General features: G+C 64.2%; 24 protein-coding genes. 13 read left to right on the forward strand and 11 right to left on the reverse strand.

Features of this window, described 5'->3' with window-relative positions; translation table 11 throughout:
* Window positions 1-4: 4 nt before the first annotated feature.
* Together QQ977_RS13050 and QQ977_RS13055 are read right to left on the reverse strand one after the other, a co-directional pair.
* On the reverse strand, window positions 5-829 hold the full coding sequence (locus QQ977_RS13050) for a sulfite exporter TauE/SafE family protein (protein WP_285926211.1): 825 nt from the start codon (window positions 827-829) through the stop codon (window positions 5-7).
* 9 nt (window positions 830-838) lie between these two features.
* Window positions 839-1,033, reverse strand: a complete 195-nt coding sequence (locus tag QQ977_RS13055; RefSeq protein WP_285926212.1) for a cytochrome-ba3 oxidase subunit — start codon at window positions 1,031-1,033, stop codon at window positions 839-841.
* A gap of 99 nt (window positions 1,034-1,132) precedes the next feature.
* On the opposite strand from QQ977_RS13055, the gene QQ977_RS13060 reads away from it, so the two are divergent.
* The 7 genes from QQ977_RS13060 to QQ977_RS13090 all read left to right on the forward strand — a co-directional run bounded on the left by QQ977_RS13060 (window position 1,133) and on the right by QQ977_RS13090 (window position 7,221).
* Window positions 1,133-1,309, forward strand: coding sequence for a hypothetical protein (locus QQ977_RS13060; protein ID WP_285926213.1), 177 nt, complete (start codon window positions 1,133-1,135; stop codon window positions 1,307-1,309).
* 19 nt (window positions 1,310-1,328) lie between these two features.
* Window positions 1,329-2,141, forward strand: coding sequence for a cytochrome c oxidase subunit II (locus QQ977_RS13065; protein WP_285926214.1), 813 nt, complete (start codon window positions 1,329-1,331; stop codon window positions 2,139-2,141).
* Window positions 2,142-2,144: 3 nt separating this feature from the next.
* Complete coding sequence (locus QQ977_RS13070) at window positions 2,145-3,896, forward strand: b(o/a)3-type cytochrome-c oxidase subunit 1 (protein WP_285926215.1); 1,752 nt, start codon at window positions 2,145-2,147, stop codon at window positions 3,894-3,896.
* The gene (locus tag QQ977_RS13075) at window positions 3,896-4,150 is read left to right on the forward strand and encodes a CbaC protein (RefSeq protein WP_285926216.1); all 255 of its coding nucleotides are present in this window, start codon (window positions 3,896-3,898) and stop codon (window positions 4,148-4,150) included. Before QQ977_RS13070 ends, QQ977_RS13075 begins: the two co-directional genes overlap by 1 nt.
* Window positions 4,151-4,675: 525 nt before the next feature.
* Window positions 4,676-5,092, forward strand: coding sequence for a DUF4212 domain-containing protein (locus QQ977_RS13080; protein WP_285926217.1), 417 nt, complete (start codon window positions 4,676-4,678; stop codon window positions 5,090-5,092).
* On the forward strand, window positions 5,089-6,747 hold the full coding sequence (locus tag QQ977_RS13085; RefSeq protein WP_285926218.1) for a sodium:solute symporter family transporter: 1,659 nt from the start codon (window positions 5,089-5,091) through the stop codon (window positions 6,745-6,747). Before QQ977_RS13080 ends, QQ977_RS13085 begins: the two co-directional genes overlap by 4 nt.
* A 15-nt stretch (window positions 6,748-6,762) precedes the next feature.
* A complete protein-coding gene (locus QQ977_RS13090) occupies window positions 6,763-7,221 on the forward strand; it encodes a universal stress protein (RefSeq protein ID WP_285926219.1) in 459 nt (152 codons plus the stop codon).
* Between the two features lie 35 nt (window positions 7,222-7,256).
* Here QQ977_RS13090 and QQ977_RS13095 read toward each other — a convergent pair whose 3' ends face one another.
* The 3 genes from QQ977_RS13095 to QQ977_RS13105 all read right to left on the reverse strand — a co-directional run bounded on the left by QQ977_RS13095 (window position 7,257) and on the right by QQ977_RS13105 (window position 10,139).
* Window positions 7,257-8,873 carry a PAS domain S-box protein gene (locus QQ977_RS13095; RefSeq protein ID WP_285926220.1) on the reverse strand — a complete coding sequence of 539 codons (1,617 nt, stop codon included), beginning with the start codon at window positions 8,871-8,873 and terminating at the stop codon, window positions 7,257-7,259.
* Window positions 8,874-9,111: 238 nt separating this feature from the next.
* Window positions 9,112-10,008, reverse strand: a complete 897-nt coding sequence (locus QQ977_RS13100) for a UbiA family prenyltransferase (RefSeq protein WP_285926221.1) — start codon at window positions 10,006-10,008, stop codon at window positions 9,112-9,114.
* Complete coding sequence (locus QQ977_RS13105; RefSeq protein WP_285926222.1) at window positions 10,005-10,139, reverse strand: hypothetical protein; 135 nt, start codon at window positions 10,137-10,139, stop codon at window positions 10,005-10,007. The genes QQ977_RS13100 and QQ977_RS13105 overlap by 4 nt, the downstream gene beginning before the upstream one ends.
* 162 nt (window positions 10,140-10,301) lie before the next feature.
* Between QQ977_RS13105 and QQ977_RS13110 the strand changes: the two genes are divergently transcribed.
* On the forward strand, window positions 10,302-11,507 hold the full coding sequence (locus QQ977_RS13110) for a hypothetical protein (RefSeq protein ID WP_285926223.1): 1,206 nt from the start codon (window positions 10,302-10,304) through the stop codon (window positions 11,505-11,507).
* Between the two features lie 134 nt (window positions 11,508-11,641).
* Here the strand turns inward: QQ977_RS13110 and QQ977_RS13115 are convergent, their stop codons facing one another.
* Together QQ977_RS13115 and QQ977_RS13120 are read right to left on the reverse strand one after the other, a co-directional pair.
* On the reverse strand, window positions 11,642-12,055 hold the full coding sequence (locus QQ977_RS13115; protein WP_345783338.1) for a SagB/ThcOx family dehydrogenase: 414 nt from the start codon (window positions 12,053-12,055) through the stop codon (window positions 11,642-11,644).
* A gap of 1 nt (window position 12,056) precedes the next feature.
* Complete coding sequence (locus QQ977_RS13120) at window positions 12,057-13,076, reverse strand: BtrH N-terminal domain-containing protein (protein ID WP_285926224.1); 1,020 nt, start codon at window positions 13,074-13,076, stop codon at window positions 12,057-12,059.
* A 187-nt stretch (window positions 13,077-13,263) separates the two neighbouring features.
* Between QQ977_RS13120 and QQ977_RS13125 the strand changes: the two genes are divergently transcribed.
* Together QQ977_RS13125 and QQ977_RS13130 are read left to right on the forward strand one after the other, a co-directional pair.
* Window positions 13,264-14,484 carry a CBS domain-containing protein gene (locus tag QQ977_RS13125; RefSeq protein WP_285926225.1) on the forward strand — a complete coding sequence of 407 codons (1,221 nt, stop codon included), beginning with the start codon at window positions 13,264-13,266 and terminating at the stop codon, window positions 14,482-14,484.
* Between the two features lie 83 nt (window positions 14,485-14,567).
* Complete coding sequence (locus QQ977_RS13130) at window positions 14,568-15,011, forward strand: universal stress protein (protein WP_285926226.1); 444 nt, start codon at window positions 14,568-14,570, stop codon at window positions 15,009-15,011.
* A 114-nt stretch (window positions 15,012-15,125) separates the two neighbouring features.
* On the opposite strand, the gene QQ977_RS13135 is transcribed toward QQ977_RS13130, so the two are convergent.
* Entirely contained in the window at window positions 15,126-15,689 is a 564-nt protein-coding gene (locus tag QQ977_RS13135) for a helix-turn-helix domain-containing protein (protein ID WP_285926227.1), read from the reverse strand.
* Window positions 15,690-16,148: 459 nt separating this feature from the next.
* Here QQ977_RS13135 and QQ977_RS13140 point away from each other — a divergent pair, with 459 nt between their 5' ends.
* Window positions 16,149-17,258 (forward strand): Gfo/Idh/MocA family protein, encoded by a 1,110-nt coding sequence (locus tag QQ977_RS13140; protein ID WP_285926228.1) that lies wholly within the window; start codon window positions 16,149-16,151, stop codon window positions 17,256-17,258.
* Window positions 17,259-17,317: 59 nt separating this feature from the next.
* Here the strand turns inward: QQ977_RS13140 and psmB are convergent, their stop codons facing one another.
* Together psmB and QQ977_RS13150 are read right to left on the reverse strand one after the other, a co-directional pair.
* A complete protein-coding gene (psmB, locus tag QQ977_RS13145; protein WP_285926229.1) occupies window positions 17,318-18,049 on the reverse strand; it encodes an archaeal proteasome endopeptidase complex subunit beta in 732 nt (243 codons plus the stop codon).
* Window positions 18,050-18,190: 141 nt separating this feature from the next.
* Entirely contained in the window at window positions 18,191-18,340 is a 150-nt protein-coding gene (locus QQ977_RS13150) for a hypothetical protein (RefSeq protein WP_285928759.1), read from the reverse strand.
* Window positions 18,341-18,660: 320 nt separating this feature from the next.
* On the opposite strand from QQ977_RS13150, the gene QQ977_RS13155 reads away from it, so the two are divergent.
* Together QQ977_RS13155 and QQ977_RS13160 are read left to right on the forward strand one after the other, a co-directional pair.
* A complete protein-coding gene (locus QQ977_RS13155; protein ID WP_285926230.1) occupies window positions 18,661-19,014 on the forward strand; it encodes a DUF555 domain-containing protein in 354 nt (117 codons plus the stop codon).
* A gap of 44 nt (window positions 19,015-19,058) precedes the next feature.
* Window positions 19,059-19,598 (forward strand): CBS domain-containing protein, encoded by a 540-nt coding sequence (locus QQ977_RS13160; RefSeq protein WP_285926231.1) that lies wholly within the window; start codon window positions 19,059-19,061, stop codon window positions 19,596-19,598.
* A gap of 6 nt (window positions 19,599-19,604) precedes the next feature.
* Here QQ977_RS13160 and QQ977_RS13165 read toward each other — a convergent pair whose 3' ends face one another.
* Window positions 19,605-20,558, reverse strand: a complete 954-nt coding sequence (locus tag QQ977_RS13165) for a transcription initiation factor IIB (protein WP_285926232.1) — start codon at window positions 20,556-20,558, stop codon at window positions 19,605-19,607.
* Between the last annotated feature and the right edge of the window lie 136 nt (window positions 20,559-20,694).

Below are 20,694 nucleotides of genomic sequence, written 5' to 3' on the forward strand. Positions count from 1 at the left end.
CGATTCAAAGCGGCTGGTAGAACGGCAACGGCGGGTGCGGGAGGTGGATGCCGTAAAGCATCAGCCCGTGCTGGAGCGGGACGTACCCGAGGATGAGAAAACCGACGCCGAGCGCCCGGTGAAGTCGAACCCGGTTCGTCGCGGTCAGCGATCCGAGCGCCGTCCCGTAGATGAAAAGCGCCGGAATCGTTCCGAGTCCGAGGACGCCGAGTGCGAGCGCTCCCCGGACGGGGTCGCCGAGTGCGAACGCATAGAGGTACGCCGGATAGATGATCGGACACGGCAGCAGGCCGTGGATCGCTCCCAGCCCGACGATTCCGGGCGAGTTCGCGAGCCGATCGATGCGGTCGGCAAGCAGCGCCGAGAGCTGTCCGAAGACCGATCCGACGATGGGAATGCCGTGTGGAACGCCGGCTCGCCCCCGGAGGTAGTAGAGCCCGCTCGCGATGATGGCGATCCCGACCAGAATGCCCGTGGTTCCCCTGACGGCGTCGCCGACGGCCGTGATCTGGTCGGTCGATGCGAACGCGAGCGCGCCGGCGAGGCCGAACAGACCGCCGAGGGCGGCGTAGCTCGTGGCGCGTCCGAGGTTGAACAGCGTATGCTGGCGGACTTCGTACACCGACAGCGCGTTCGCACGACGCGAGTCGTCCGTCCCGAAGCGGTCTGCATACGCCGTCACGAGCGGTCCGCACATCCCGAGACAGTGAGCGCCCGCTAGCACGCCGACGAGAAGAAACACGACGAGATCGACGTGTTCGGTCGGAATCGCGTGAGCGCCGTGGGCCGGGACCGTGACCGAAACGAGTTCGACCGCCGTCAGAGACATAGACTCGAGTTACGCACCGGTCGTGTCGGTGTGATCGGAGAGCGGTCCAAACGCCGTGTACAACGCAGCGAAGATGATGACGACGTTGACGGCCGAGACGTACCCCGAAAGGCTCGGACGGCCAACGGCGTAGACGATCGCTGGAACGATCGCGAGCAGCCCGATCGCGACGACCAGCCGCGGTGAGATCCCTTCGTCTGCCATACCAACTGCTCGGGCTAGTAGACACTTAAACCTTCAACCCGTTCCCGAGGGTCGGGAACCGGAGTGGCCAGTAAGTGGGGGCTTTCCTTACGCCCGGGTATGGGTTCGGCAACACAACAGCAGACACAAACACAGGAACTCGACCAGGACGAGTTCGATCCGGTCGGGACGCTTACGCTGATCGGGTTGTACTTCCTGATCCTGCTCGCGATGTGGGTGTTCATGTACTTCGTCGAGTTCCTCGGGAACGATCCGACGGTCGTGGGGATGGTATGATGAACGAGGTGAGATAAGCATGCACGTTCACCAGTACGAGAAACTGTGGCTGGGGGCCGCTCTCGTTCTCATCGTCGCGATCATCGCGACGATTACCTACGGGACGGTCGGGCTCGGTATCGCGATGGTCGACGACTCCGAAGAGACCGTCAACCCGAGCAACTTAGGCGAGGTCGAGGGCTTCGACGACCCGGGCGTAACCCAGGTCGGTGAAAACGAGTACGACGTCCACGTCATCGCCTTCCAGTTCGGGTACGAGCCCGGCGACGAACAGCTGTTCGAGCCGATCGAGGTTCCCGAAGACAGCACCGTCAACTTCTACGTGACGAGTTCGGACGTGATCCACAGCTTCAGCCTCGTCGGGACGAACGTGAACACGATGGTCATCCCCGGCGAGGTCGCCACGATGACCGTCGAGTTCGACGAGCCCGGAGAGTACGGCATCGTCTGTAACGAGTACTGTGGTCCCGACCACCACAATATGGAAGGGAAACTCGAGGTCGTCCCCGAAGACGAGTTCCACCTCTTCGAACTCGAGGGCGTCGAGGCACCCGAAGACGACGAGGTCGAACTCGGCGCAGACGCCACGTTCACCGCCACCGTCTCGAGCGACCACCACGACGAACGAATCGTCCCGGTGACCCTCGAGATCGGCGAGGAGACCCTCGAGGAAGAACTCGCCGTCGGAGGCGATGCGTCTGCCGACCTCGAGCTCGCCGTCGACACCGACGCGCTCGGAGCCGGCGAACACGACTGGACCGTGACGATCGAAGACGAGACGGCCGACGGACAGCTGGCCGTCCTCGAGGAGAACGAAACAACGGAGGAATAACGTATGGGTACCTACATCGACGACTTTCCGGCGGAAGCGAAAATAGTCAGGTCGGCGTTCTATACGTCGTTCGTGATGCTCGCCCTCGGCGGCATCGCCGGGCTGATCCAGACGCTTCATCGGACCGACGTCTTCCGGTTCATAGATGGGGATACGTACTACACCGTGCTCACGGCCCACGGTGTCTTCCTCGTGATCGCCTTCACGATCTTTTTCCTCGTGGGCGTGTTCACGTGGGCGGTGACGACGAGTCTCGACAGGGGTGTCGAGAACATCCGCGTTACACAGACGTGGCTCGGCCTGATGACGGTCGGCTCATTACTCGCTGCGATCGCGATCCTGGCCGGCTTCATGGAGGAACCGCCGTCGATCCTGGGATCGGAACTAAGCGCGGACGTGTTGTTTACGTTCTACGCGCCGTTGCAGGCACACCCGCTGTTCTATGCGGGATTTGCGATCTTCATCGTCGGCACCTGGCTTGCAGGTGCTGACTGGTTCCGGTCGTACTTCGCCTGGAAGAAGGAAAACCCCGGCGAGCGGACCCCGCTGCCGACGTTCATGGTCCTGACGACGATGATCATGTGGTACATCGCGACGCTCGGCATCGTGACGTCGGTGCTCGTCTTCCTGCTGCCGTGGTCGCTCGGCATCATCGAGAGCGTCAACCCGACGCTGACGCGGACGCTGTTCTGGTTCTTCGGCCACCCGGTCGTCTACTTCTGGCTGATGCCCGCGTACCTGCTGTGGTACACGATGTTGCCGAAGTTCGCCGGCGGCCGGCTGTTCAGCGATCCGCTCGCACGCGTCGTGTTCATCCTCTTCCTGTTGCTGTCGACGCCGGTCGGGATCCACCACCAGTATCTCGACCCCGGCATCGCGGAAGGGTTCAAGTTCGTCGCGATGACGAACACGATGTTCCTGCTGCTACCGAGTCTGCTGACGGCCTTTACGGTCGTCGCGAGCATCGAACACGGCGCTCGCCAGCGCGGCGGCGAGGGACGACTCGGCTGGCTGAAGGCCCTTCCCTGGAAGGATCCCGTCTTTGCCGGGATGATTTTCGCCGGTCTCATCTTCGCCGCTGGCGGCTTCTCCGGGATGATAAACGCCGGGATGAACATCAACTACCTCGTCCACAACACCATGTGGGTGCCCGGTCACTTCCACCTCACCGTCGGCACCGCCGTGGCGCTTACGTTCATGGCCGCCTCCTACTGGTTCGTCCCGCAGGTGACGGGCAAACAGCTCGTCGGCCGCTCGGTCGCGTTCGTCCAGGTCGTCCTCTGGTTCGTCGGTATCACGATCATGGCAAACGCCATGCACCGCGCCGGGCTGGAGGGACAGCCACGCCGGACCGCGGAACCGGAGTACGAGTTCTTCGAGTGGAGCTCCGCGATGGGAGAACTCAACGCACAGATCGCACTCGGCGGGACGATCCTCGTCGTCTCCCTGCTCCTGTTTTTCGCGGTGATCCTGGCGACGCTGATCGCCGGCAGTCGCGACGGCTCCGTCGAGGACAACGTCATCCCCGAGCCGCTTTCGGGCCCCGAGGATTCGCCGGCCGTCCTCGACAACCTCAAGCTCTGGACGGCGATCGCAGTGGTGCTCGTGATCCTCGCGTACACGCTGCCGCTTGCCAGCATCGCCAGCCGCGGCGGGCTGGTCCCCGAGGGCATGCCGACGCGTCCAATGGTCGTCGAACCGCTCGTGTTGTACGCACAGGTCGCGGTCGACTACGCCACAGGGGTGATCGCCTGATGCGCATCTCCCGTGCCGCGTTGCTCATCGTGATCGCGTTTACCGTCGTCGCCGCGGTCGAGCTCCGGACGCTGTTCGAGCTGTTCGGACTCGAGGTCTCGCCGGTGACGACGGCACTGATCACGGTCGTTGCGATCGTTGCGATCGTGCTCTGGGCAGTGTTGACCGACCTCGACGCTGCAGATTCCGAGTCGGACGACGACGAGTCAGGAACCGATCCGGAGTCGAACGCCGAAAGCGTCCGAACGGCCTGATACTATCGGACGTAACTGTGTGACGATTATCGCCACCCCGGGGCGGCGATACTCGTTCACGACGTACGTCCGGCAGTATGAGCTGTCGACGCTTCTTGCCCGTCGAAGCGACTCGAGTCGATCGTCGGTCGCCTCGAGAACCGATACTCATTTTCGCGCCTTCGAGACGGTAACGACGCCTCTCATAGCTGGGCGATAAAATAACTACAACATGATACTATTTCTAGTCTGGGTCCGAATGCCGTGTCACTAGATACGGAGGCACACATAATAATAAATATGATATATTGGTGTGATCTCTCGTCACTAGGTAACGTGTAACTCTACTACACCACATATATTTATGAATATTTTGAGATGTATAAATATAATCGGAGCGTTTAACTATAACGATAGTTCAACATCGAACCGGATGGGATACGTTCGTGGTAACGATCCGTGCGAAATGATTGGTATAGGACAAGAGCTGTTCGATGCCTCCGTGGGTGACGGGACAGACTCGCCCCTTCTCGAAGGGTGGGTTCGATGAGCGACGGCGACTCGATCGAGACCGACGGCGGTGTGCGGTCGGACGGGACGTCTCGATCCGTCGACTACCTGGACGCCAAGATCAACCTGTTCAACCCCGCGACGCCGTTCATGCGGGATCACCTGACGGTGATCTGGGGACTGTTTGCGGTGTGGGTAGTGTTCACGTTCGGGCCGGTGACTGCGACCGCGATCGCGACCGATTTCATGACGAACACGCACGTGCTCGGCTTCCAGCTCCATTACCTTCTGACCGCGCTGGGTTCGCCGATCGGAGCGTTGGTCCTGTGTGCGATCTACGCCTGGCAGCGCGATCGACTGGACGCCCGGTACGGTATCGATCACGAGACCGAATCCGAATCCGAAGTCGAGGCCAGCACGGCCGTCGCCACCGACGGCGGTGAGCAGCCGTGACCGGACCGGTGGTTCTCGAGGCCGCGACCGGTCTCTTCGACGGCGGGTTCAAACTTCTTCCGGCGCTCACGCTCGCGGCGATGCTCGTGACCTTTCTGGGCGTCGGGTACTTCTTCCGCGTCGCGGCGGTCGACGATATGTGGGTCGCCGGCCGTTCGATCGGTGCGGTCGAAAACGGGATGGCGATCGCGGCGAACTGGATGAGCGTCGCGGCCTACCTCGGCGTCGCGTCGACGGTCGCGTTGCTCGGCTACTTCGGACTGGCGTACGTCGTCGGCTGGACGACGGGCTATTTCATCCTGCTCATCTTCATGGCCGCACAGTTCCGTCGCTTCGGCAAGTACACCGCGCCCGACTTCGTCGGCGACCGGTACTACTCGGACCTCGGTCGGGCGATCGCCGCCTCGACGACGCTTCTGATCGCGTTCGTCTACATCATCGCCCAGGGCAACGGCCTCGGGCTGATGGCGCAGTACATCTTCGGCGTCTCCTACGAGGTCGGCGTCGTCTTGCTGATGGCGATCACGATCGGCTACGTCGCCCTCTCGGGGATGCTCGGTGCGACGAAGAACATGGCGTTGCAGTACGTCATCCTCATCACCGCGTTCTTGCTCGGTCTCTATGCTACCGGCTGGACGCAGGGGTGGTCGACGGTCCTGCCGTTCGTCGAGTACGGCAACCAGGCGACTGCGATGGCCGAGATCGAGCGCCAGTACACGGAGCCGTTCACGGACGCGAGCTACTACCACTGGATCGCACTCTGTGTCAGCCTGATCGCCGGCACCTGTGGGCTACCGCACGTCCTCGTTCGCTTCTACACCGCCGACAACGAGCGCAATGCCCGCTGGGCGACCGTCTGGGGGCTGTTCTTTACCCTGTTGCTGTTTCTGGGAACGACCGCCTACGCCGCGTTCGGCTCCCGGCTGTACCAGGAAAGTGACGTCACCGGCGACTACACCGAGATGACCGGGACGGAGTCGGACACGCTGGTCGTGTTGACAACCCACCTCGCCGGCCTCCCCGAGTGGCTGGTCGGTATCGTCGCCGCGGGTGCGATCGCCGCCGGGCTGGCGACGACCGCCGGCCTGTTCATCTCGGCGTCGTCGGCCGCTGCACACGACATCTACACCAACCTCTACAAGGCAGACGCCAGCCAGCGCGAGCAGATGATCGTCGGCCGCCTGACGATCCTCGTGCTCGGAGCCGTCGTCACGTACCTCGCGCTCAACCCGCCCGCGCTCATCGCCGAGGTCGTCGGCATGTCGTTCGCACTCGCCGGCACCGTGTTGTTCCCGGTGTTCTTCCTCGGCCTGTGGTGGGAAGACGCCACCCGCGAAGGTGCGATCGCCGGGATGCTCGTCGGACTGTTCTTTGGCTTCGGATCGATCCTCAACGAGATCCTCCCGCAGTACGTCGGCGCGCTCTCCGGGGACGCGATCTTCCCGACGTTCGCGACGATCGTTCCCGCGACGTCGTCGTCGCTCGTCGGCGTCCCTGCAGTCATGCTCACGATCGTCGTCGTCTCGCTCGTCACCGAAGCGCCACCGGAAGATGTAAAACGCCTCGTGCGGCAATGTCATAGTCCTGAACCGATGGCGAAGATGCAAACCGCCGAAGACGTCGCCACCGACGGCGGCGAGCCGGCAGACGACTGACCGGAGCCGACACCAATGTACGATACGATACTCGTTCCGACCGATGGAAGCACCGTTGCCGAAACTGCCGTCGAACACGCGATCGACGTCGCCGACACCTACGACGCGGACGTTCACGCGCTGTACGTCATCGACGTCAGTGCGATCGACGTCAGCATCGGCGGTGAGCAGGTACAGCGCATCAAAGACGGGCAGTTCGACGAGATGCCGGAACTCGAACAGCGGGCCACCGAGGCCCTCGCGGCCGTCACCGACCGCGCCGACGAGCGCGGTCTCGCGGTCACGGAGACGATTGCAACCGGCCGTCCCCACCGAGAGATCACCGAATACGCCACGGAAAACGACGCCGACCTGATCGTGATGGGCTCGGCCGGCCGTAGTGGCGTTCGCCGGGCGCTGCTCGGCAGCGTCGCCGAACGAACCCTCCGGACGGCGACGATCCCGGTACTCGTCGTCGACGCCCGCGAGGACTAGTCCTAACCGCCGTCTTCGCGCCGTCACCTCGAGTCTCACCGCGGCAACTCGAGGACGAACGCAGCACCGCCCAGCTCGGACTCCTCGACACGGACGTCGCCGTCGTAGCGGTCCACGAGCGTGTCCACGAGGTAGAGTCCGACGCCGGCCGCCGGATGTTCGAGGCCGGCCTCGGTACGTCCGAAGATCGCGTCGCGTCTGTTCGGCGGAATCCCGGGTCCGTCGTCGGCGATCCGGACGGTGACGGCGTCCTCGTCGACGTCGACGCCGACGTCGACGCGTGGCTCGTCGGCGTCGTTGTGCTGGACCGCATTGTTGAGGAGGTTGTGAAACACCGACGAGAGCAGCTCGTCCGCTCGCACCTCGACGTGAGGTATTTCGCTCGCGCCGCCTCGGCCACCGCCGACGACGAACGTCGCCTCGGGGTAGGCCGCCCGGCGACTCTCGAGTTCGGCCGTCAGGACGCGGTGTATGTCGACGCACTCGAGGCGTTCATCCGACGCTGATTCCCCACGGTCCTCGAGACTCTCGAGGAAGTCTCTAACCGTCCGCGTCAGATCGACGACGTGCTGGCTCGTCTCCTGGACGCGCTCGAGCATCGGCTCGCCCTCTTTGTCGACGTGATCCTCGAGTTCCTCGCTCCAGCCGATCGCGACGCTCATGTCGTTGCGGATGTCGTGACGGACGATCCGGTTTAATACCCGGAGTTGTTCGTTGGTGCGCTCGAGCCTCCGCTCGCGTGTCTTGCGCTCGGTGACGTCGCGGGCGATCGCGAGAAATCGCTCGTCGTCCTCGAGTCGGATCGTTCCCAGGTTGATCTCGACGGGAAACTCGGAGCCGTCCGCACGTCGGTGACGTCCCTCGACGGTGATCGGCTCGCCGTACTCGTATCCGGTCCACAGTTCGTCGAGTTCGTCGGGGTCGATGCCGACTTCGACGTCGTGGATCGTCATCCCGACGAGCGTTTCGTAGTCGTATCCGAGCCGGTCGCAGGCTCGCTGGTTGGCGTCGAGTACGACGCCGTCGTCGTCGTGGACGATGATCGCGTCCGGGGAGTGTTCGAAGATCGACCGGAGGGACGCGTCGGTCCGCTCCGACCGCCCCGGTTCGGCCCCGGTCGTCTCGACCCACGACTCGAGCCGTCGTTCGAGTCGCTGCTTCCAGCCGTCCTCACGGATCACGTAGTCGGTAACGCCGGCAGAGATCGCCTCGCTCGCGACCCGCTCGTCGCCGGCGGCGGTACAGAGCACGAACGGGAGCGTCGGCTCGATCGCACGGACGGCCTCGAAGAGGTCGAGTCCGGTCCGATCGCCGAGTCCGTACTCGCTGACGACGCAGTCGACGGGTCGGTCGTCGATCACCGCCGTCGCCACAACCGGTGTGGCCGCCGTCGTGACCGTCACGTCCCCTCGCTCGAGTCGTCGCTCGACCTGTAGGCGGCGGTTCTCGTCCGGATCCACGTAGAGGACCGTGATCGTCGCGGTCATCGGGCGTGAGACGTCCGTCGATAGCCCGCTCGTGGCGACCGCGCCCGGACACAGCTCGATCGCGTCGTTTCCCCCCGATCCCGGTCCGGCTTCGCGCTCCGTCGCGTCGCCGGTATCTCTCGCTGTGTATCCATCGTACCCGGGAGAGAGCATGACGGAAACCATGAACATACTCCTAATTATCAATGATTGACGATTGTCGAAGCGCTCATACTGTCGGTCATGGTCCTGTGAACTGGCGTGTGCCAGAACCGGCGGTACAGCGTGTGTCAGCCCGTCCGCTCTCACGGATGGGTCACGTACGTATGACCGACAGTATCAATATCGGACAGCTTGCCGGGGAGAACCACCAACGCGTGACTATACAGCAATTGCGACGGGAAGCTCCGTCGCTCGAGAGACGTCAAACGATCGCTGCGACGGTGACACCGATCGCCACGACCGCCCCCATGACGACGTGAAGTCCGTCCCAGGCGACACAGAGCGGTTCTCGAAGTCGTGGACGGGTGAGGTAGTACGTAAGCGCCATCGAACAGCCGAGCACCGGGAGCATGAGCGCCACGGGTAACGGCCCGCTCTCGGGCATCACGAACGCGAGCAACACGATTATCGCGACGACGTCGCCGGCGTACAGGAGCCGTCGAGTCGTCTCGACGCCGTATCGCGTCGGCAACGTCGAGACGCCGTCCCGTTCGTCGGCCTCGAGGTCGGGGACGTTACACGTTTCGACGCCGACGGCGTAGCGAACGAACCAGAAGACCACGAGTGCAGCGGTGGCCGTCGTCGGGACCGGGTCGGGCGACAGCGCGACCGGTAACAGCGTCCCCAGGATCGCCGTCGGTGCCGCGATGACGGCCGTGTTGAGCAGGAACACCTCCTTGACGCGCCCGGCGTCGCCGATCGACAGCCACGGCAACGAGTACACCACGCCCGCCACGCCGGGGACGAGCGTCAGGCCGACGGCGATCGCGTCGCCGACGACGGCGGTGATCGCGACTGCGACGCCGTAGCCGCCGACTGCGACGATCGCCACGAGGACGGGCCGGGAGTAAAACGCCTCCCGTGACCGGGGTTCGACCTCGAGATCGTCGCCGCCGATCCGGTCGGTCACGTCGTCTAAGACGTACACCGAGACGGCCACGAGCGGGACGACGATCCAGGAGGCGTTGGGCTCGATCGACAGCAACACGGAAGTGACGTAGACGTTCGCAAGCGCCGACGCGCCGAGCAACGCGGGACTGTTCTTGAACGCGGCCACGAGCTGTCGCGTCGCATCCCGGGACGTCGCCGCCAGCGTCATTCGCCCCCTCCCGGCTCTCGCGTCCCGTCGAACGCGGGATCGATCCGCGATCGACCCGTCGCTCTCGAGCGCTCGCGATCGTCGGAACCAGCGTAGCGAGAGCGACGAGCGCCCTCGAGAACTGCACTCATCGTGTCGTTCCGTTCGGGTCAACGGACTCGACGGACGACCCTTACTGTTTCGTCCGCACGCCGCCTCGTGGAGTCTCCCGGTCGAACGCGTCGACTGTGGTAGGTGCAGCGACTCTTTCAGCTTATCGAAGATATTCATGCTCCGCCGTCGTAACCGCGTGCATGCAACGGTTCACGCGACGTGACGCCTGCCTCGCCGTGGGGGCGGTCGGTTCGCTCGCCCTCGCGGGCTGTCTCGCCGCCCCGGGCGGCGATCCCGGAACAGGAGACAGCGACGATGACGATGATGATGACGACGATGACGACGGCGACATCCCCGACGACGTGGAGTACGACGTGTTTCAGCTCGGTCCGTCTCTCTCCCGGCCACACTGGGCCGAACACGACGACCGGCCCGGGTTCGTCGCCCTCGCCGAGTCCCCACGGGACCTGTGGATGATCGACGACCCCGACGAGGTCGACGGCCTCGAGGAGTGGGTCACAGCGACCGACTTCGAGGCGTCGGTGATCGTCTACGTCGGAACCGTCGCGCCGAATGCGTGTTACACCGACCTCGAGGTGACGGAGGTCGCGGTCTCGAGCGAACGCGTCGGCGACGAGGACGAGGACGAGGTCGAGGCGATCACGGGCACCGCCCGGGCGATCGACACGAGCGACGACGACGCCGCGTGCGCTCAGGCGGTCACCTATCCGTCCGCGCTCGTTCGCGTGACCGACGAGGACCTCCCCTCGGTAGCCGCGTTCACCGTCACGGACGGCTGGGGCGAGCCCGCCGACCTCGACACGACCGGCGGCGTGATCGACCCCGACGCCCTCTCCGGCTACGTTCGCCCGTCTCGTGATCCCCAGACGATACCCGACGACCTCGAGTGTCCCGACGAGGCGTTCGAGCGCCACTGGTCGCCCGACGACGAGGTCGCGTGGGGCGAGGTCCACGCCGAGGGCGAGCCCACGCTCGCCATGCGCGTCCACAACCCCCAGTACGACGGTGACGACGAGACGCGGGCACTCGAGTTCGAACGTGGCGACGAGGTCCAGGTCTCGATGCAGAACGTGGCCGACCGGCCCGTCGACACCGGAAACAGGTACAAGTACGCCCTCGAGGTGCTGACAGACGAGGGCTGGCAGGACGTCCGCGGCACGACCGACGACGTCCCGCCGGGGTACACCGACGAGGCAGTCGTCCACCGACCGGGAGAAGGCTTCGAGTGGTCGATCGAACTGACCGAAGATGGAGTGCTCGACGGACACGTTCACGAGAGCCGCCTCGAGGTCTGTCCCGACCTTCCGGCGGGACGGTATCGGTTCTCGTTCTGGGGGGCAATCGGCGAGGAAGCGCTTGCGGTCGCGTTCGACTACGTCAGCTAACTGACGTGGTGTCGGGTCAGCGCTCGAGCGAGACGGTCGTCGGCGTCTCGTGTTGGCTGTTGTCGCCGACGGGGCACCGCCGCGTCACCTCGACTCCGGGACGTGGGATGTGTATGCCATCGGCGTTCGACCGGTCACAGCTCCGGCCGATGACCGAACGGTAGCAGATACAACGGCGCGAGGTCGTCGGAAAGATCGAGGGCAGCCGCGACGTCTTCGTCTGCAAACGCGCCGACCGGACAGCTGTTGAGTTCGCGGGCCTCACAGACGAGGTGGACGTTCTCCGCGGCGTGACCCGCCTCCATGTGGACGTACCGATCGCCGTGGGCCGGGTACTGACGACGCGTTCGGTCGTAATTCGCCGCCAGCACGATCGTCGTCGGGGCGTCCCGAACCACCGTCTGATCCATCGCGGCCCGCACGAGGTCGTCGTGGACGGTCGTCCCGAGGGCAGTCTCGAGAACGTGTGTGGTCGGCTCGTAACGGTACAGCCCCGCCTCGAGGTCGTCGCTACCGCCCGGGGCGACCTCGAGGAACGCGATCGCCATACTACAGCGCGTCGGCGATCTCGCCGAATAGTTCTTCCTCTCGATCGGCGATATCGCCGACGAGCGTGGCCGCCTCCTCGAAGTGGGCAGGCTCGGGCTCCTCCGCCTCGAGAAGATCCGAGAGCAGATCCGCGAGACGGTGCCACTCGTCGCCGATGGTCGCCATCCGTCCGGCGACGTCGGGGCCGAGCCCGGTCCCGGTTCCGAGCTCCTCGAGCGCGTCGGCAAAGAGGTCCCGATAGGCCGCGCGTTCGCCGTGTTCGTCGATGCTCGCGACGGCGGCTCGTACCGGGTCGGTCGGTTCGTGTAGCTCCGGCCACGCCGAGAGATACGTCGCGAACGACCGCACGGCGGGGATTCCCTCCTCGCCGGGACCGCGTGGGTCGCGTTTGACCGCGAGCGGATCGACCATGTACGTCGCCGCCCCTCGAAGTCCGGCCGCCGCCGCGTCGGTCTCGTCGCCCGTCGTGGGACGGGTCACGACCAGGTACTCGTGTTCGAGGTCGACGACCTCGTCGGTGTGCCAGGCCTCGGCAAACGTCGACCGGGAAAGCTCCTGGCGGTCAGTCGTCGCTGGATCGGAAAGCGACACGCAGTCTTCGCTTTCACCCTCGCCGTCGTTCTCGTCGTAGCCGACCACGACCGCCACGTGCGGGGGAACGTGACGCTCGTTTTCGGAGAGGTACTCGAGGGCGTCCGGATCGAGGAAGACGACGACGGGATCGCCATCGTCGACGTGGCCGAGGAGTTCGTTCCAGGCCGTCTCGAGGTCGTCGCCGCTTCCGTACCGGTGTGGGACGTCTAGGTGTTCGAAGAACGCCCGTACGAGCCAGGTGGGACTCGTCCGGAACGTCACCCAGGGGTCGTCGGGCTGGTCGTAGAGGACAAACGCGGGGCCGCCGCCGATGCCGAAACACGCCGCCTCGCTGTACTCCCAGTCGTAAAACGCCGCGACGTTTCGCAACGACGCGGCGCCACAGTGGACGCCAGTCTGATGGGTGTAGCCGTCGACGTACTCCATAGCCCGACGCCGTACCACTGGCAGGCAGTTAACGGTTCGTGTGCGTTGGTCACACGGAAAGGCGCTGTGAGCTTTTTATCCGTCGGCGTCGTACCGTCGCCGACCCGCTCGAGCGTGTGACGAGGTGACGGTGACGGACGACCGTCGCTCCGAGAGCGAGAATCACACTCGAGGAGGTGTATCACGTATGGACATCAGCAACGCTGTCTCGACCGAGTACCTGGATTTCACACACGACACTCCCGTCTCGAAGCTCCGTGGCGCGTTCGAGGACCCGAGCGTCAGGGGCGTTCTCGTACACAACGAAGGCGAGTTCAAAGGCGTCGTCACACGACGTCAGCTCACGCGCACGCACCATCTGCCGGAGAAGAAGGTCGGATCGCTCGTCTGGCCCGTCCCCCGAGTCACGCCCGAGGAGGACGTCCGCGAGGTCGCCCAGCTCATGATCGACAGCGACTCGCGGCTTCTCCCGGTGTTCGAGGGCGAACAGCTCCGTGGCGTCGTGACCGCAGACGCCCTCCTCGAGGAGGTCCAGTCCTACCTCGACGCGGCCACCGTCGGACAGGCCTCGAGCAGGGATCTGCTCACCGTCGAGCCAGACGCGACCTTCGGCAAGGCGTTGAGTGTCATGCGCGACAACCGGTTGATCCATCTCCCGGTCGTCGACGACGACGAGGCCGTGGGGATGCTCAGCCTCCACGACCTCACCGATCTCGCGGTACGAGACGTTACGAAGAGCCAGGGCGGCAACCCACCCGGCTTCGACGGCCACGGCGGCGAGGGCTCTCGCGAGGGCTACAACGCGACCGGCGGCTACGGCGCACGCGAGGGCGAACTCGCCCGCATGCTCGAACTTCCGGTCCGGGACGTGATGGCCACACCCGTCGGGACGGTCCGTCCCGATCGCACGCTCGAGACGGCCGTCCACGAGATGTTCGACATCGGCAGCTCCTCGTTAGTCGTCGAGAGCGCCGACGGCCGCCCCCAGGGCATCGTCACGAAGACCGACGTCCTCGAGTCGCTCACCTGGAGCGCCGAGAGCACCCGTGCCGTCCAGCTGTTCGGTGCCGACCTCTTCGACGATATGACCTACGACGAGGTGCTCGAGATGATCGACGCGATCGACGACATGGACAGCGACATGGACGTTCTTGACGCGAAGATCCACCTTCACGAACACGACGAGAAGCTGCGTGGCACGTCGCTTTTGCTCGCACGAATCCGGCTGTACACCGACAACGGTACGTTCATCGCCTCCGGCGAGGGCTATGGCGCGAGTCACGCGATCCACGAGGCCAGAGACGTCCTGAAACGGCGCATCCGCGAGGAGAAGACCTACGGCCGGAGCAAGAAACATCCCGACGAGGAGTTCTGGGAGAAGCGGTTCGGCTGGCGACTCGAGGAGTGACGTGAGATGGTGGCTCTCCCGAAGGTCCGGTTCCGTGACAGCCGGCCTACAGTTTAACCCGGTCGGTCACGAACGGACGACGCATGGACTACCTCGTGGCCGTCGACGGCTCCGAAGAGGCAAAGAACGCACTCGCGTACGCTACCGACGTCGCCGACGCGATGGACGGCTCGATCACGGTCGTTCACGCGGTCGACCCGGCCGTCTACGAGGAAGGCGCCAGCGAGCCGATCAGCGGTCTCGCCGACGCCGAAGGACGGCTGGTTATCGAGAGCGTCGACGACGCCGAAGAGCGCGCACTGGCGATCCTCGAGGATGCAGAACGGGTTACACAAGAACTCGGGGCGACAGTCGAGACGGAGTTACTCTACGGACAGCCGGTTTCGGCGATCACGGACTACGCCGAGGGATTCGACGCCATCTTCGTCGGCCACCGCGGTCGTTCCGAGCGAACGGACCTCCTCGTCGGTAGCGTCGCGAAGTCGATCGTCGAGCGTGCAACAGTCCCCGTGACGGTCGTTCGGTGATACGGAACGGACGTACGGCAGTCAGTGTGGGTCATAACGACGGCTGTGAATCGGTACCGGTGCAACCGAGACCCGTCTTGCGGTTGCACCGGAACATAGCCACAGCCATCATTATCAGCCCTCGGGTTCGGCGTCTGACTCCGGATCGGCGACGTCTGATTCGGTCGCCGCGTCGTCGACCGTGATCGTCACCGGTTCAACGTCCTCGCCGAACGCGTCGTCCGTCGTCTCGCGATCGAGGACGCGATCGAGGGTGACGATCGTGTTGAGTTCCTGCTGGACCTGATCGACGACGCCGCCGACGAGCTCGCTCGGCTGGATCGCCGTGTACTCGTAGGGGTTGTTGCCGGCTCCCTCGCTCGCGCGTTTCTTGCGGTGTACCTTCTCTTCGTCGTGTAGCTCCGCGAGCGCTTCCCGGACCGTACTCGGGTAGAGGCCGGTTCCCGTGGCGACTTCTTCGGAGGTGCTTCCGGGGTGAGCGAGCAGGTGGATGTAGATCTTAGCTCGCGTCTCCGTATCGAGGATCCACGAGAGCAGATCGACGATCCGACCGTCGACCTCCTCGACGGCCGCGCTCGCTACGCCGTCGGTCGGTTCGTCGGCATCGTCGTCTTCGACTGTCGGTCGGCTCCGGTCGTGCTCGTCCGGCCGGGCCTCGTCGGTGTCGTCGGAAGGCATGTTATCCTCTCGTGAAGGGCTCACACGACTAAAGTCGTCTGCTTTTTCGTACCAATCTCGATCGCCTATCGATACCGCCCGGACGGCAACGGGCGTCACGAGGCGTGTGCCGTTCGACTCTTCGCGAGAGGCGAGTACATCGTAGCATGCCGACATCGATCCCGAGCGTCGCCCCTCTCGGCGATCGGCACCGGTACGTCTCTCACGTGATCCGTTCCCGGGGCCGACGAACGGGCGAGTGGGGCAGGGACTGACGACGTCGCTGCCGGGGTTGTACGGAAGGTATTCAGTACGATCACAATTTCAGTTATTTTTATAGATTAATAGGCCATAACCCTTATTTTGCTTCCTCCCTCCCTATCGATCGATGGGTCCCCGGTATCGTACGCGAACAACTTCGAAACGAGATGTTGAGTGTCAGCGTCCCGAGTGCCACCGTTATCAATCGAGGATTTCGCCATGACTGCGTCGGAGACCGGGATCGGTGTCGTCGGTCTCGGGGGGATGGGACAGCTCCACGCCGAGAGCCTCCGCGACCTCGGAGCCGACGTCGTCGCCGGTGCGGACCTCGTCGCGAAACAGCGCCAGCAGTTCGCCGACGAGTTCGGCGCACGGACCTACGACGATCACGAGAAACTGGTCGCCGACGACGCCGTCGATGCGATCGTCATCGCCACACCGAATCGGTTTCACGAACCGATCGCAGTGGCCGCACTCGAGGCCGGACACGACGTCCTCGTCGAGAAACCCCTCGCACACACCCTAGAGAGCGCACGCCGGATCGCCGAGGCCGAGGCCGAGGCCGACGCGTTCTGTATGGTCGGCTTTCACAACCGCCACACCGCCGCCACGGCCATGCTCGAGGCACAGAAAGCACAGGGTCGGTTCGGCGAGCTAACCCACGTCGAGGCCAACTACATCCGCCGCCGCGGCGTTCCGGATGCCGGGTCCTGGTTTACGAACCCCGACCTCGCCGGCGGCGGTGCACTCATCGACATCGGCGTCCACGCGCTCGATCTCGCCCTCTACGCGCTCGACTTTCCCGAGATCGAAGAAGTTACCGGCGTGACCCGCAGTACGTTCGGCGACGGGACGGAGTACGCCGACCCCGACGACTGGGGCTGTGAGCCCGACACCTACGAGGTCGACGACTCCGTCACCGCCTTCGTTCGCTGTGCCGACGGCCGGACGATCAGCCTCGAGGCGGCGTGGGCGAGCAACCGCGAGTCGACCTCGGAGGTCGTCGTCCAGGGAACCGACGCTGGTGCTCGGTTCGAGCTCGGCGACAGCGATCTTTCGATTCTCGAGGCTGGCACCGCGGGCGTCGACCACTACGCCGACGTCGAGCTAACCGGCGATCCGAGCCAGACGGGGTATGCGACTCAGGACGGACTGTTCCTCGAGGCCGTCGCGACCGGCGAGACACCGTCGACGAACACGATCGAGCAGGCTCTGACCGTCCAGCGGGTCGTCGACGCGATCTATCGCTCGAGCGAGACGGGCCACACGCAGCGACTCGCGGCCGAGCCGATCGAGGAGTCTCCAGCCCGGATCCGCTGTCGGGAGTAACGACTCGAGCCGACGTTCGACGGAAAAACTGTCCCGACCGGTTCGACGGCCGAACTGGTCTAGATAACTTCCTCGAACTCGTTGTGGCCGTGGATGTCGACGCCCTCTTCGGTGATCTCACAGAGGAAGACGCCGTTGCCGGAGCCGGTGTCGCGCTCGGCGGCGGACTTGATGCCCTGTGCGGCGATCGTCGTCGCCTCGTCGTTCGAGAGGTCGTCCTCGTACTCCTGTTCTAGGTGACCGTAGGCGAGTTGCATCCCGGAGCCGGTGACGGTGTAGTCGTCTTCCATGACGCCGCCGGCAGGGTCGATGCTGTAGACGTGACTTCCCTCTTCGTCGATGCCACCGAGGATAGGATGGATAGCGAAGAACGGACCGCCACGGGCGAAGTTACCCGCAAGCGTCGACAACGCTTCCATGCTCATCTGTTCGCCCCGGCGAGCCTCGTAGAGGTTGACCTCCGCGCGGAGAGTCGAGATAAACGACTGGGCACCGCCGACACTGCCGACGAGCGTGAGCGCGGCGTTTGGGTGGATCTGTTCGACCTTCTGGACGTTCTTGTTCGAGACGAACCGACCGCCGAGACTGGCGCGCATGTCGGTGGCGATGACGACGCCGTCGGCAGTCGAGATGCCGATCGTCGTCGTACCGGTCTTGTTCACGTTCTCGAGATCCGACAGGGAGAGATCGTTCTGTGGGAGCGAGCCGACCTCGGGATCGTAGGGGTTCGTATCGTCAGCCAGTCGATCGGCCGTTCGGGAGAATTCGGAGTCGTGTGTAGGCGTTCGCATTGCGAGTCACTAACGGTCGCCACCGTATAAAAGACCGGCGTTCGACACTGGCGTTTCCGCTTTCGGGACAGTGGCGATCGTCGCTACTATCGAGGTGGGTACGCGTTCACTGTCACGGGTATCCGGCTTTGTCGTGAAGAATTACTGGTCGGCGTTGGCGTTCTCGTAGGCCGTCTCAATGCGAGCCAGGAGCCGGTGCAGCGGGAGGGTAACCCCGGCTTGCCGGGCGGCGATCGCGAGTGGCATCGTGATGATACCGATCGCGATACTGAGCTGGTACAGTGCGAACATGGTCGCGTAGTGCACGCGGGATTTCATCGAGCTTCGATGGTGGTTCAGACGGTTCGAGTATATAAGTGTTGCTAAGAAGAGAATACATAACGATCGTCAGTTGAGGTGTCGGGTCGACGCTTTCATGCGATTAAAATACGGTTGACGAGAATACAACTGTGGTGGGACTCGAGGCGGAATACGACTATCCTGGCGGGAATTGGCCGGGACAATTCTCATAACATATGGCCATTATTCGGCTCACGTGCGCACCGTCGCACGCAGGATACTCGACGGGACGGAACCGCAAAGCAGGAAACCCTCCGGAACGACGGGCCACTATGACCAACTATCTCGTTGCGATGGAGGCTGCATGGCTGGTCCGGGACGTAGAGGCAATCGACGACGCGATTGGCGTCGCTGTCAGCGAGGCCGGGAAACGGCTCAACGACGAGGGTCTCGAGTACGTCGAGGTCGAGGTCGGTGCGACCGGCTGTCCGGCCTGTGGGGAACCGTTCGACTCCGCGTTCGTCGCGGCCGACACCGCGTTGGTCGGACTCGCCCTCGAGATGGAGGTGTTCAACGCCGACAGCGAGGAACACGCCTCGCGAATCGCAAAAAGCGAGGTCGGCGGCGCGTTACGCGACGTCCCGCTGTCGGTCGTCGAGGTCGTCGAAGTCCCCGAGGACGAGTAGGAGCTACCCAAAGCTCTTTCTATAACCCGTGGTTATTGTGCGATATGGAGCTTCCCACGCCAGAAGATCTCAAACAGCGCCGTACCGATCTCGGGTTGACCCAGAGCGAACTCGCGGAGGAGGCCGACGTCTCACAGCCGCTTATCGCCCGGATCGAAGGTGGTGACGTCGATCCGCGGCTCTCGACGCTGCGTCGGATCGTCAACGCCTTGGAGACGGCCGAAAGCGACGTCATCCGGGCCGAAGACCTCATGAACGAGGCGGTCGTCGCCGTCTCGCCCGACGAGCCGGTCAGCGAGGCGGCGACGCTGATGGAGGAGGAGGCGTACTCGCAACTGGCGGTCATCCAGGACGGGATCCCGGTCGGCTCGATCAGCCAGAGCGACCTCGCCCAGCTCGACGAGGATGCACGCGACGAGCCAATCGAGGAACACATGAGCGAGAGCTTCCCGACCGTCTCGCGGGACGCGACGATCGACGAGATCAGCAACCTGCTCGATCACTACAAGGCCGTCATGATCACCGAGGAAGGCGAGACGGTGGGTATTCTCACCGAAGCGGATCTTGCCGCGCGGCTCTCCTAACGGTCGTCAGCTCTCGTCCGCGTGGGCCTCGAGAAGCTCCCGGTATCGGTTTCGGATCGTCACCTCGCTGACGTCTGCTGCTTCCGAGATCTCGTGTTGTGGGATGTCTTCGCCCGTCAGCTGTGCGGCCGCATACAGCGAACTCGCCGCGAGGCCAACCGGGTGTTTGCCGCTGTGGACGCCGGCGCGTTTGCCCGACTCGAGTAACTCCCGGGCCAGCCGTTCGGTCTCTCCCGACACCTCGAGCGCCGAGGCGTATCGGCCCACGTACTCGAGGGGATCTGGCGGCTCCATCGGCAGTTCCAGTTCGCGAACCAGGTAGCGATACGTCCGGGTGACCTCGAGGCGTTCGACCCGGCTCACCGTCGCCAGCTCGTCGACCGAGCGGGGAAAGCCCGCCTGTCTCGTCGCCGCATGCAGCGTGGCCGTTGCCATTCCTTCGATCGATCGTCCGGGAAGCAGATTCTCCTCGAGGGCTCGCCGGTAGAGGACGCTTGCGGTCTCGCGAGCGGACTCGGGAATCCCGAGTGCGCTTGCCATCCGGTCGATCTCGCCGAGTGCCTGTTTCAGGTTGCGCTCGCTCGCGTCCTGGGTCCGGAACCGCTCGTTCCAGGTCCGGAGCCGGTTCATCTGTCGGCGCTTTTGCTCTGAGAGGTGGCTGCCGCCGGCGTCTTTATCGCGCCAGTCGATCCGGGTCGAGAGTCCGCGGTCGTGGATCGTGGTCGTCGTCGGTGCGCCGACGCGGGATCGCTCCTCTCGTTGCTGCGGGTCGAACGCCCGCCACTCCGGGCCGTGGTCGATGCGGTCGGCGTCGACGACGAGTCCGCAGTCGTCACACACCAGTTCGGCGTCGCTCGAGTGGGCCACGAGCGGGCCATCACACTCGGGGCAGTCGTGGGCCTCGTCGGTTCGGTCCGTCGTCTCGCAGTCGTCCGCTACGTCGAGTTTCGTCGAGTGCATTGTCAGTACGACGTTCGTTCGTGTTCGGCCGGGGTCGGAACGGCCGTGACAGTCGCCAGTATGTAATAGTGTCTAATTACTTTATCCCCTACAGTCGAGGTTTGATAATCAGAATCGGTTAACGAAGGGTGGGCGA

Source organism: Natrialbaceae archaeon AArc-T1-2 (assembly GCF_030273315.1).
Taxonomy (GTDB): domain Archaea; phylum Halobacteriota; class Halobacteria; order Halobacteriales; family Natrialbaceae; genus Tc-Br11-E2g1.

What these genes read in the sequence shown, in the direction of transcription:
- QQ977_RS13050 (WP_285926211.1), bottom strand. Translation starts at nt 829, where the DNA reads ATGTCTCTGACGGCGGTCGAACTCGTTTCGGTCACGGTCCCGGCCCAC.
- QQ977_RS13055 (WP_285926212.1), bottom strand. Translation starts at nt 1,033, where the DNA reads ATGGCAGACGAAGGGATCTCACCGCGGCTGGTCGTCGCGATCGGGCTG.
- QQ977_RS13060 (WP_285926213.1), top strand. Translation starts at nt 1,133, where the DNA reads ATGGGTTCGGCAACACAACAGCAGACACAAACACAGGAACTCGACCAG.
- QQ977_RS13065 (WP_285926214.1), top strand. Translation starts at nt 1,329, where the DNA reads ATGCACGTTCACCAGTACGAGAAACTGTGGCTGGGGGCCGCTCTCGTT.
- QQ977_RS13070 (WP_285926215.1), top strand. Translation starts at nt 2,145, where the DNA reads ATGGGTACCTACATCGACGACTTTCCGGCGGAAGCGAAAATAGTCAGG.
- QQ977_RS13075 (WP_285926216.1), top strand. Translation starts at nt 3,896, where the DNA reads ATGCGCATCTCCCGTGCCGCGTTGCTCATCGTGATCGCGTTTACCGTC.
- QQ977_RS13080 (WP_285926217.1), top strand. Translation starts at nt 4,676, where the DNA reads ATGAGCGACGGCGACTCGATCGAGACCGACGGCGGTGTGCGGTCGGAC.
- QQ977_RS13090 (WP_285926219.1), top strand. Translation starts at nt 6,763, where the DNA reads ATGTACGATACGATACTCGTTCCGACCGATGGAAGCACCGTTGCCGAA.
- QQ977_RS13095 (WP_285926220.1), bottom strand. Translation starts at nt 8,873, where the DNA reads ATGGTTTCCGTCATGCTCTCTCCCGGGTACGATGGATACACAGCGAGA.
- QQ977_RS13100 (WP_285926221.1), bottom strand. Translation starts at nt 10,008, where the DNA reads ATGACGCTGGCGGCGACGTCCCGGGATGCGACGCGACAGCTCGTGGCC.
- QQ977_RS13105 (WP_285926222.1), bottom strand. Translation starts at nt 10,139, where the DNA reads ATGAGTGCAGTTCTCGAGGGCGCTCGTCGCTCTCGCTACGCTGGTTCC.
- QQ977_RS13110 (WP_285926223.1), top strand. Translation starts at nt 10,302, where the DNA reads ATGCAACGGTTCACGCGACGTGACGCCTGCCTCGCCGTGGGGGCGGTC.
- QQ977_RS13115 (WP_345783338.1), bottom strand. Translation starts at nt 12,055, where the DNA reads ATGGCGATCGCGTTCCTCGAGGTCGCCCCGGGCGGTAGCGACGACCTC.
- QQ977_RS13120 (WP_285926224.1), bottom strand. Translation starts at nt 13,076, where the DNA reads ATGGAGTACGTCGACGGCTACACCCATCAGACTGGCGTCCACTGTGGC.
- QQ977_RS13125 (WP_285926225.1), top strand. Translation starts at nt 13,264, where the DNA reads ATGGACATCAGCAACGCTGTCTCGACCGAGTACCTGGATTTCACACAC.
- QQ977_RS13130 (WP_285926226.1), top strand. Translation starts at nt 14,568, where the DNA reads ATGGACTACCTCGTGGCCGTCGACGGCTCCGAAGAGGCAAAGAACGCA.
- QQ977_RS13135 (WP_285926227.1), bottom strand. Translation starts at nt 15,689, where the DNA reads ATGCCTTCCGACGACACCGACGAGGCCCGGCCGGACGAGCACGACCGG.
- QQ977_RS13140 (WP_285926228.1), top strand. Translation starts at nt 16,149, where the DNA reads ATGACTGCGTCGGAGACCGGGATCGGTGTCGTCGGTCTCGGGGGGATG.
- psmB (WP_285926229.1), bottom strand. Translation starts at nt 18,049, where the DNA reads ATGCGAACGCCTACACACGACTCCGAATTCTCCCGAACGGCCGATCGA.
- QQ977_RS13150 (WP_285928759.1), bottom strand. Translation starts at nt 18,340, where the DNA reads ATGTTCGCACTGTACCAGCTCAGTATCGCGATCGGTATCATCACGATG.
- QQ977_RS13155 (WP_285926230.1), top strand. Translation starts at nt 18,661, where the DNA reads ATGACCAACTATCTCGTTGCGATGGAGGCTGCATGGCTGGTCCGGGAC.
- QQ977_RS13160 (WP_285926231.1), top strand. Translation starts at nt 19,059, where the DNA reads ATGGAGCTTCCCACGCCAGAAGATCTCAAACAGCGCCGTACCGATCTC.
- QQ977_RS13165 (WP_285926232.1), bottom strand. Translation starts at nt 20,558, where the DNA reads ATGCACTCGACGAAACTCGACGTAGCGGACGACTGCGAGACGACGGAC.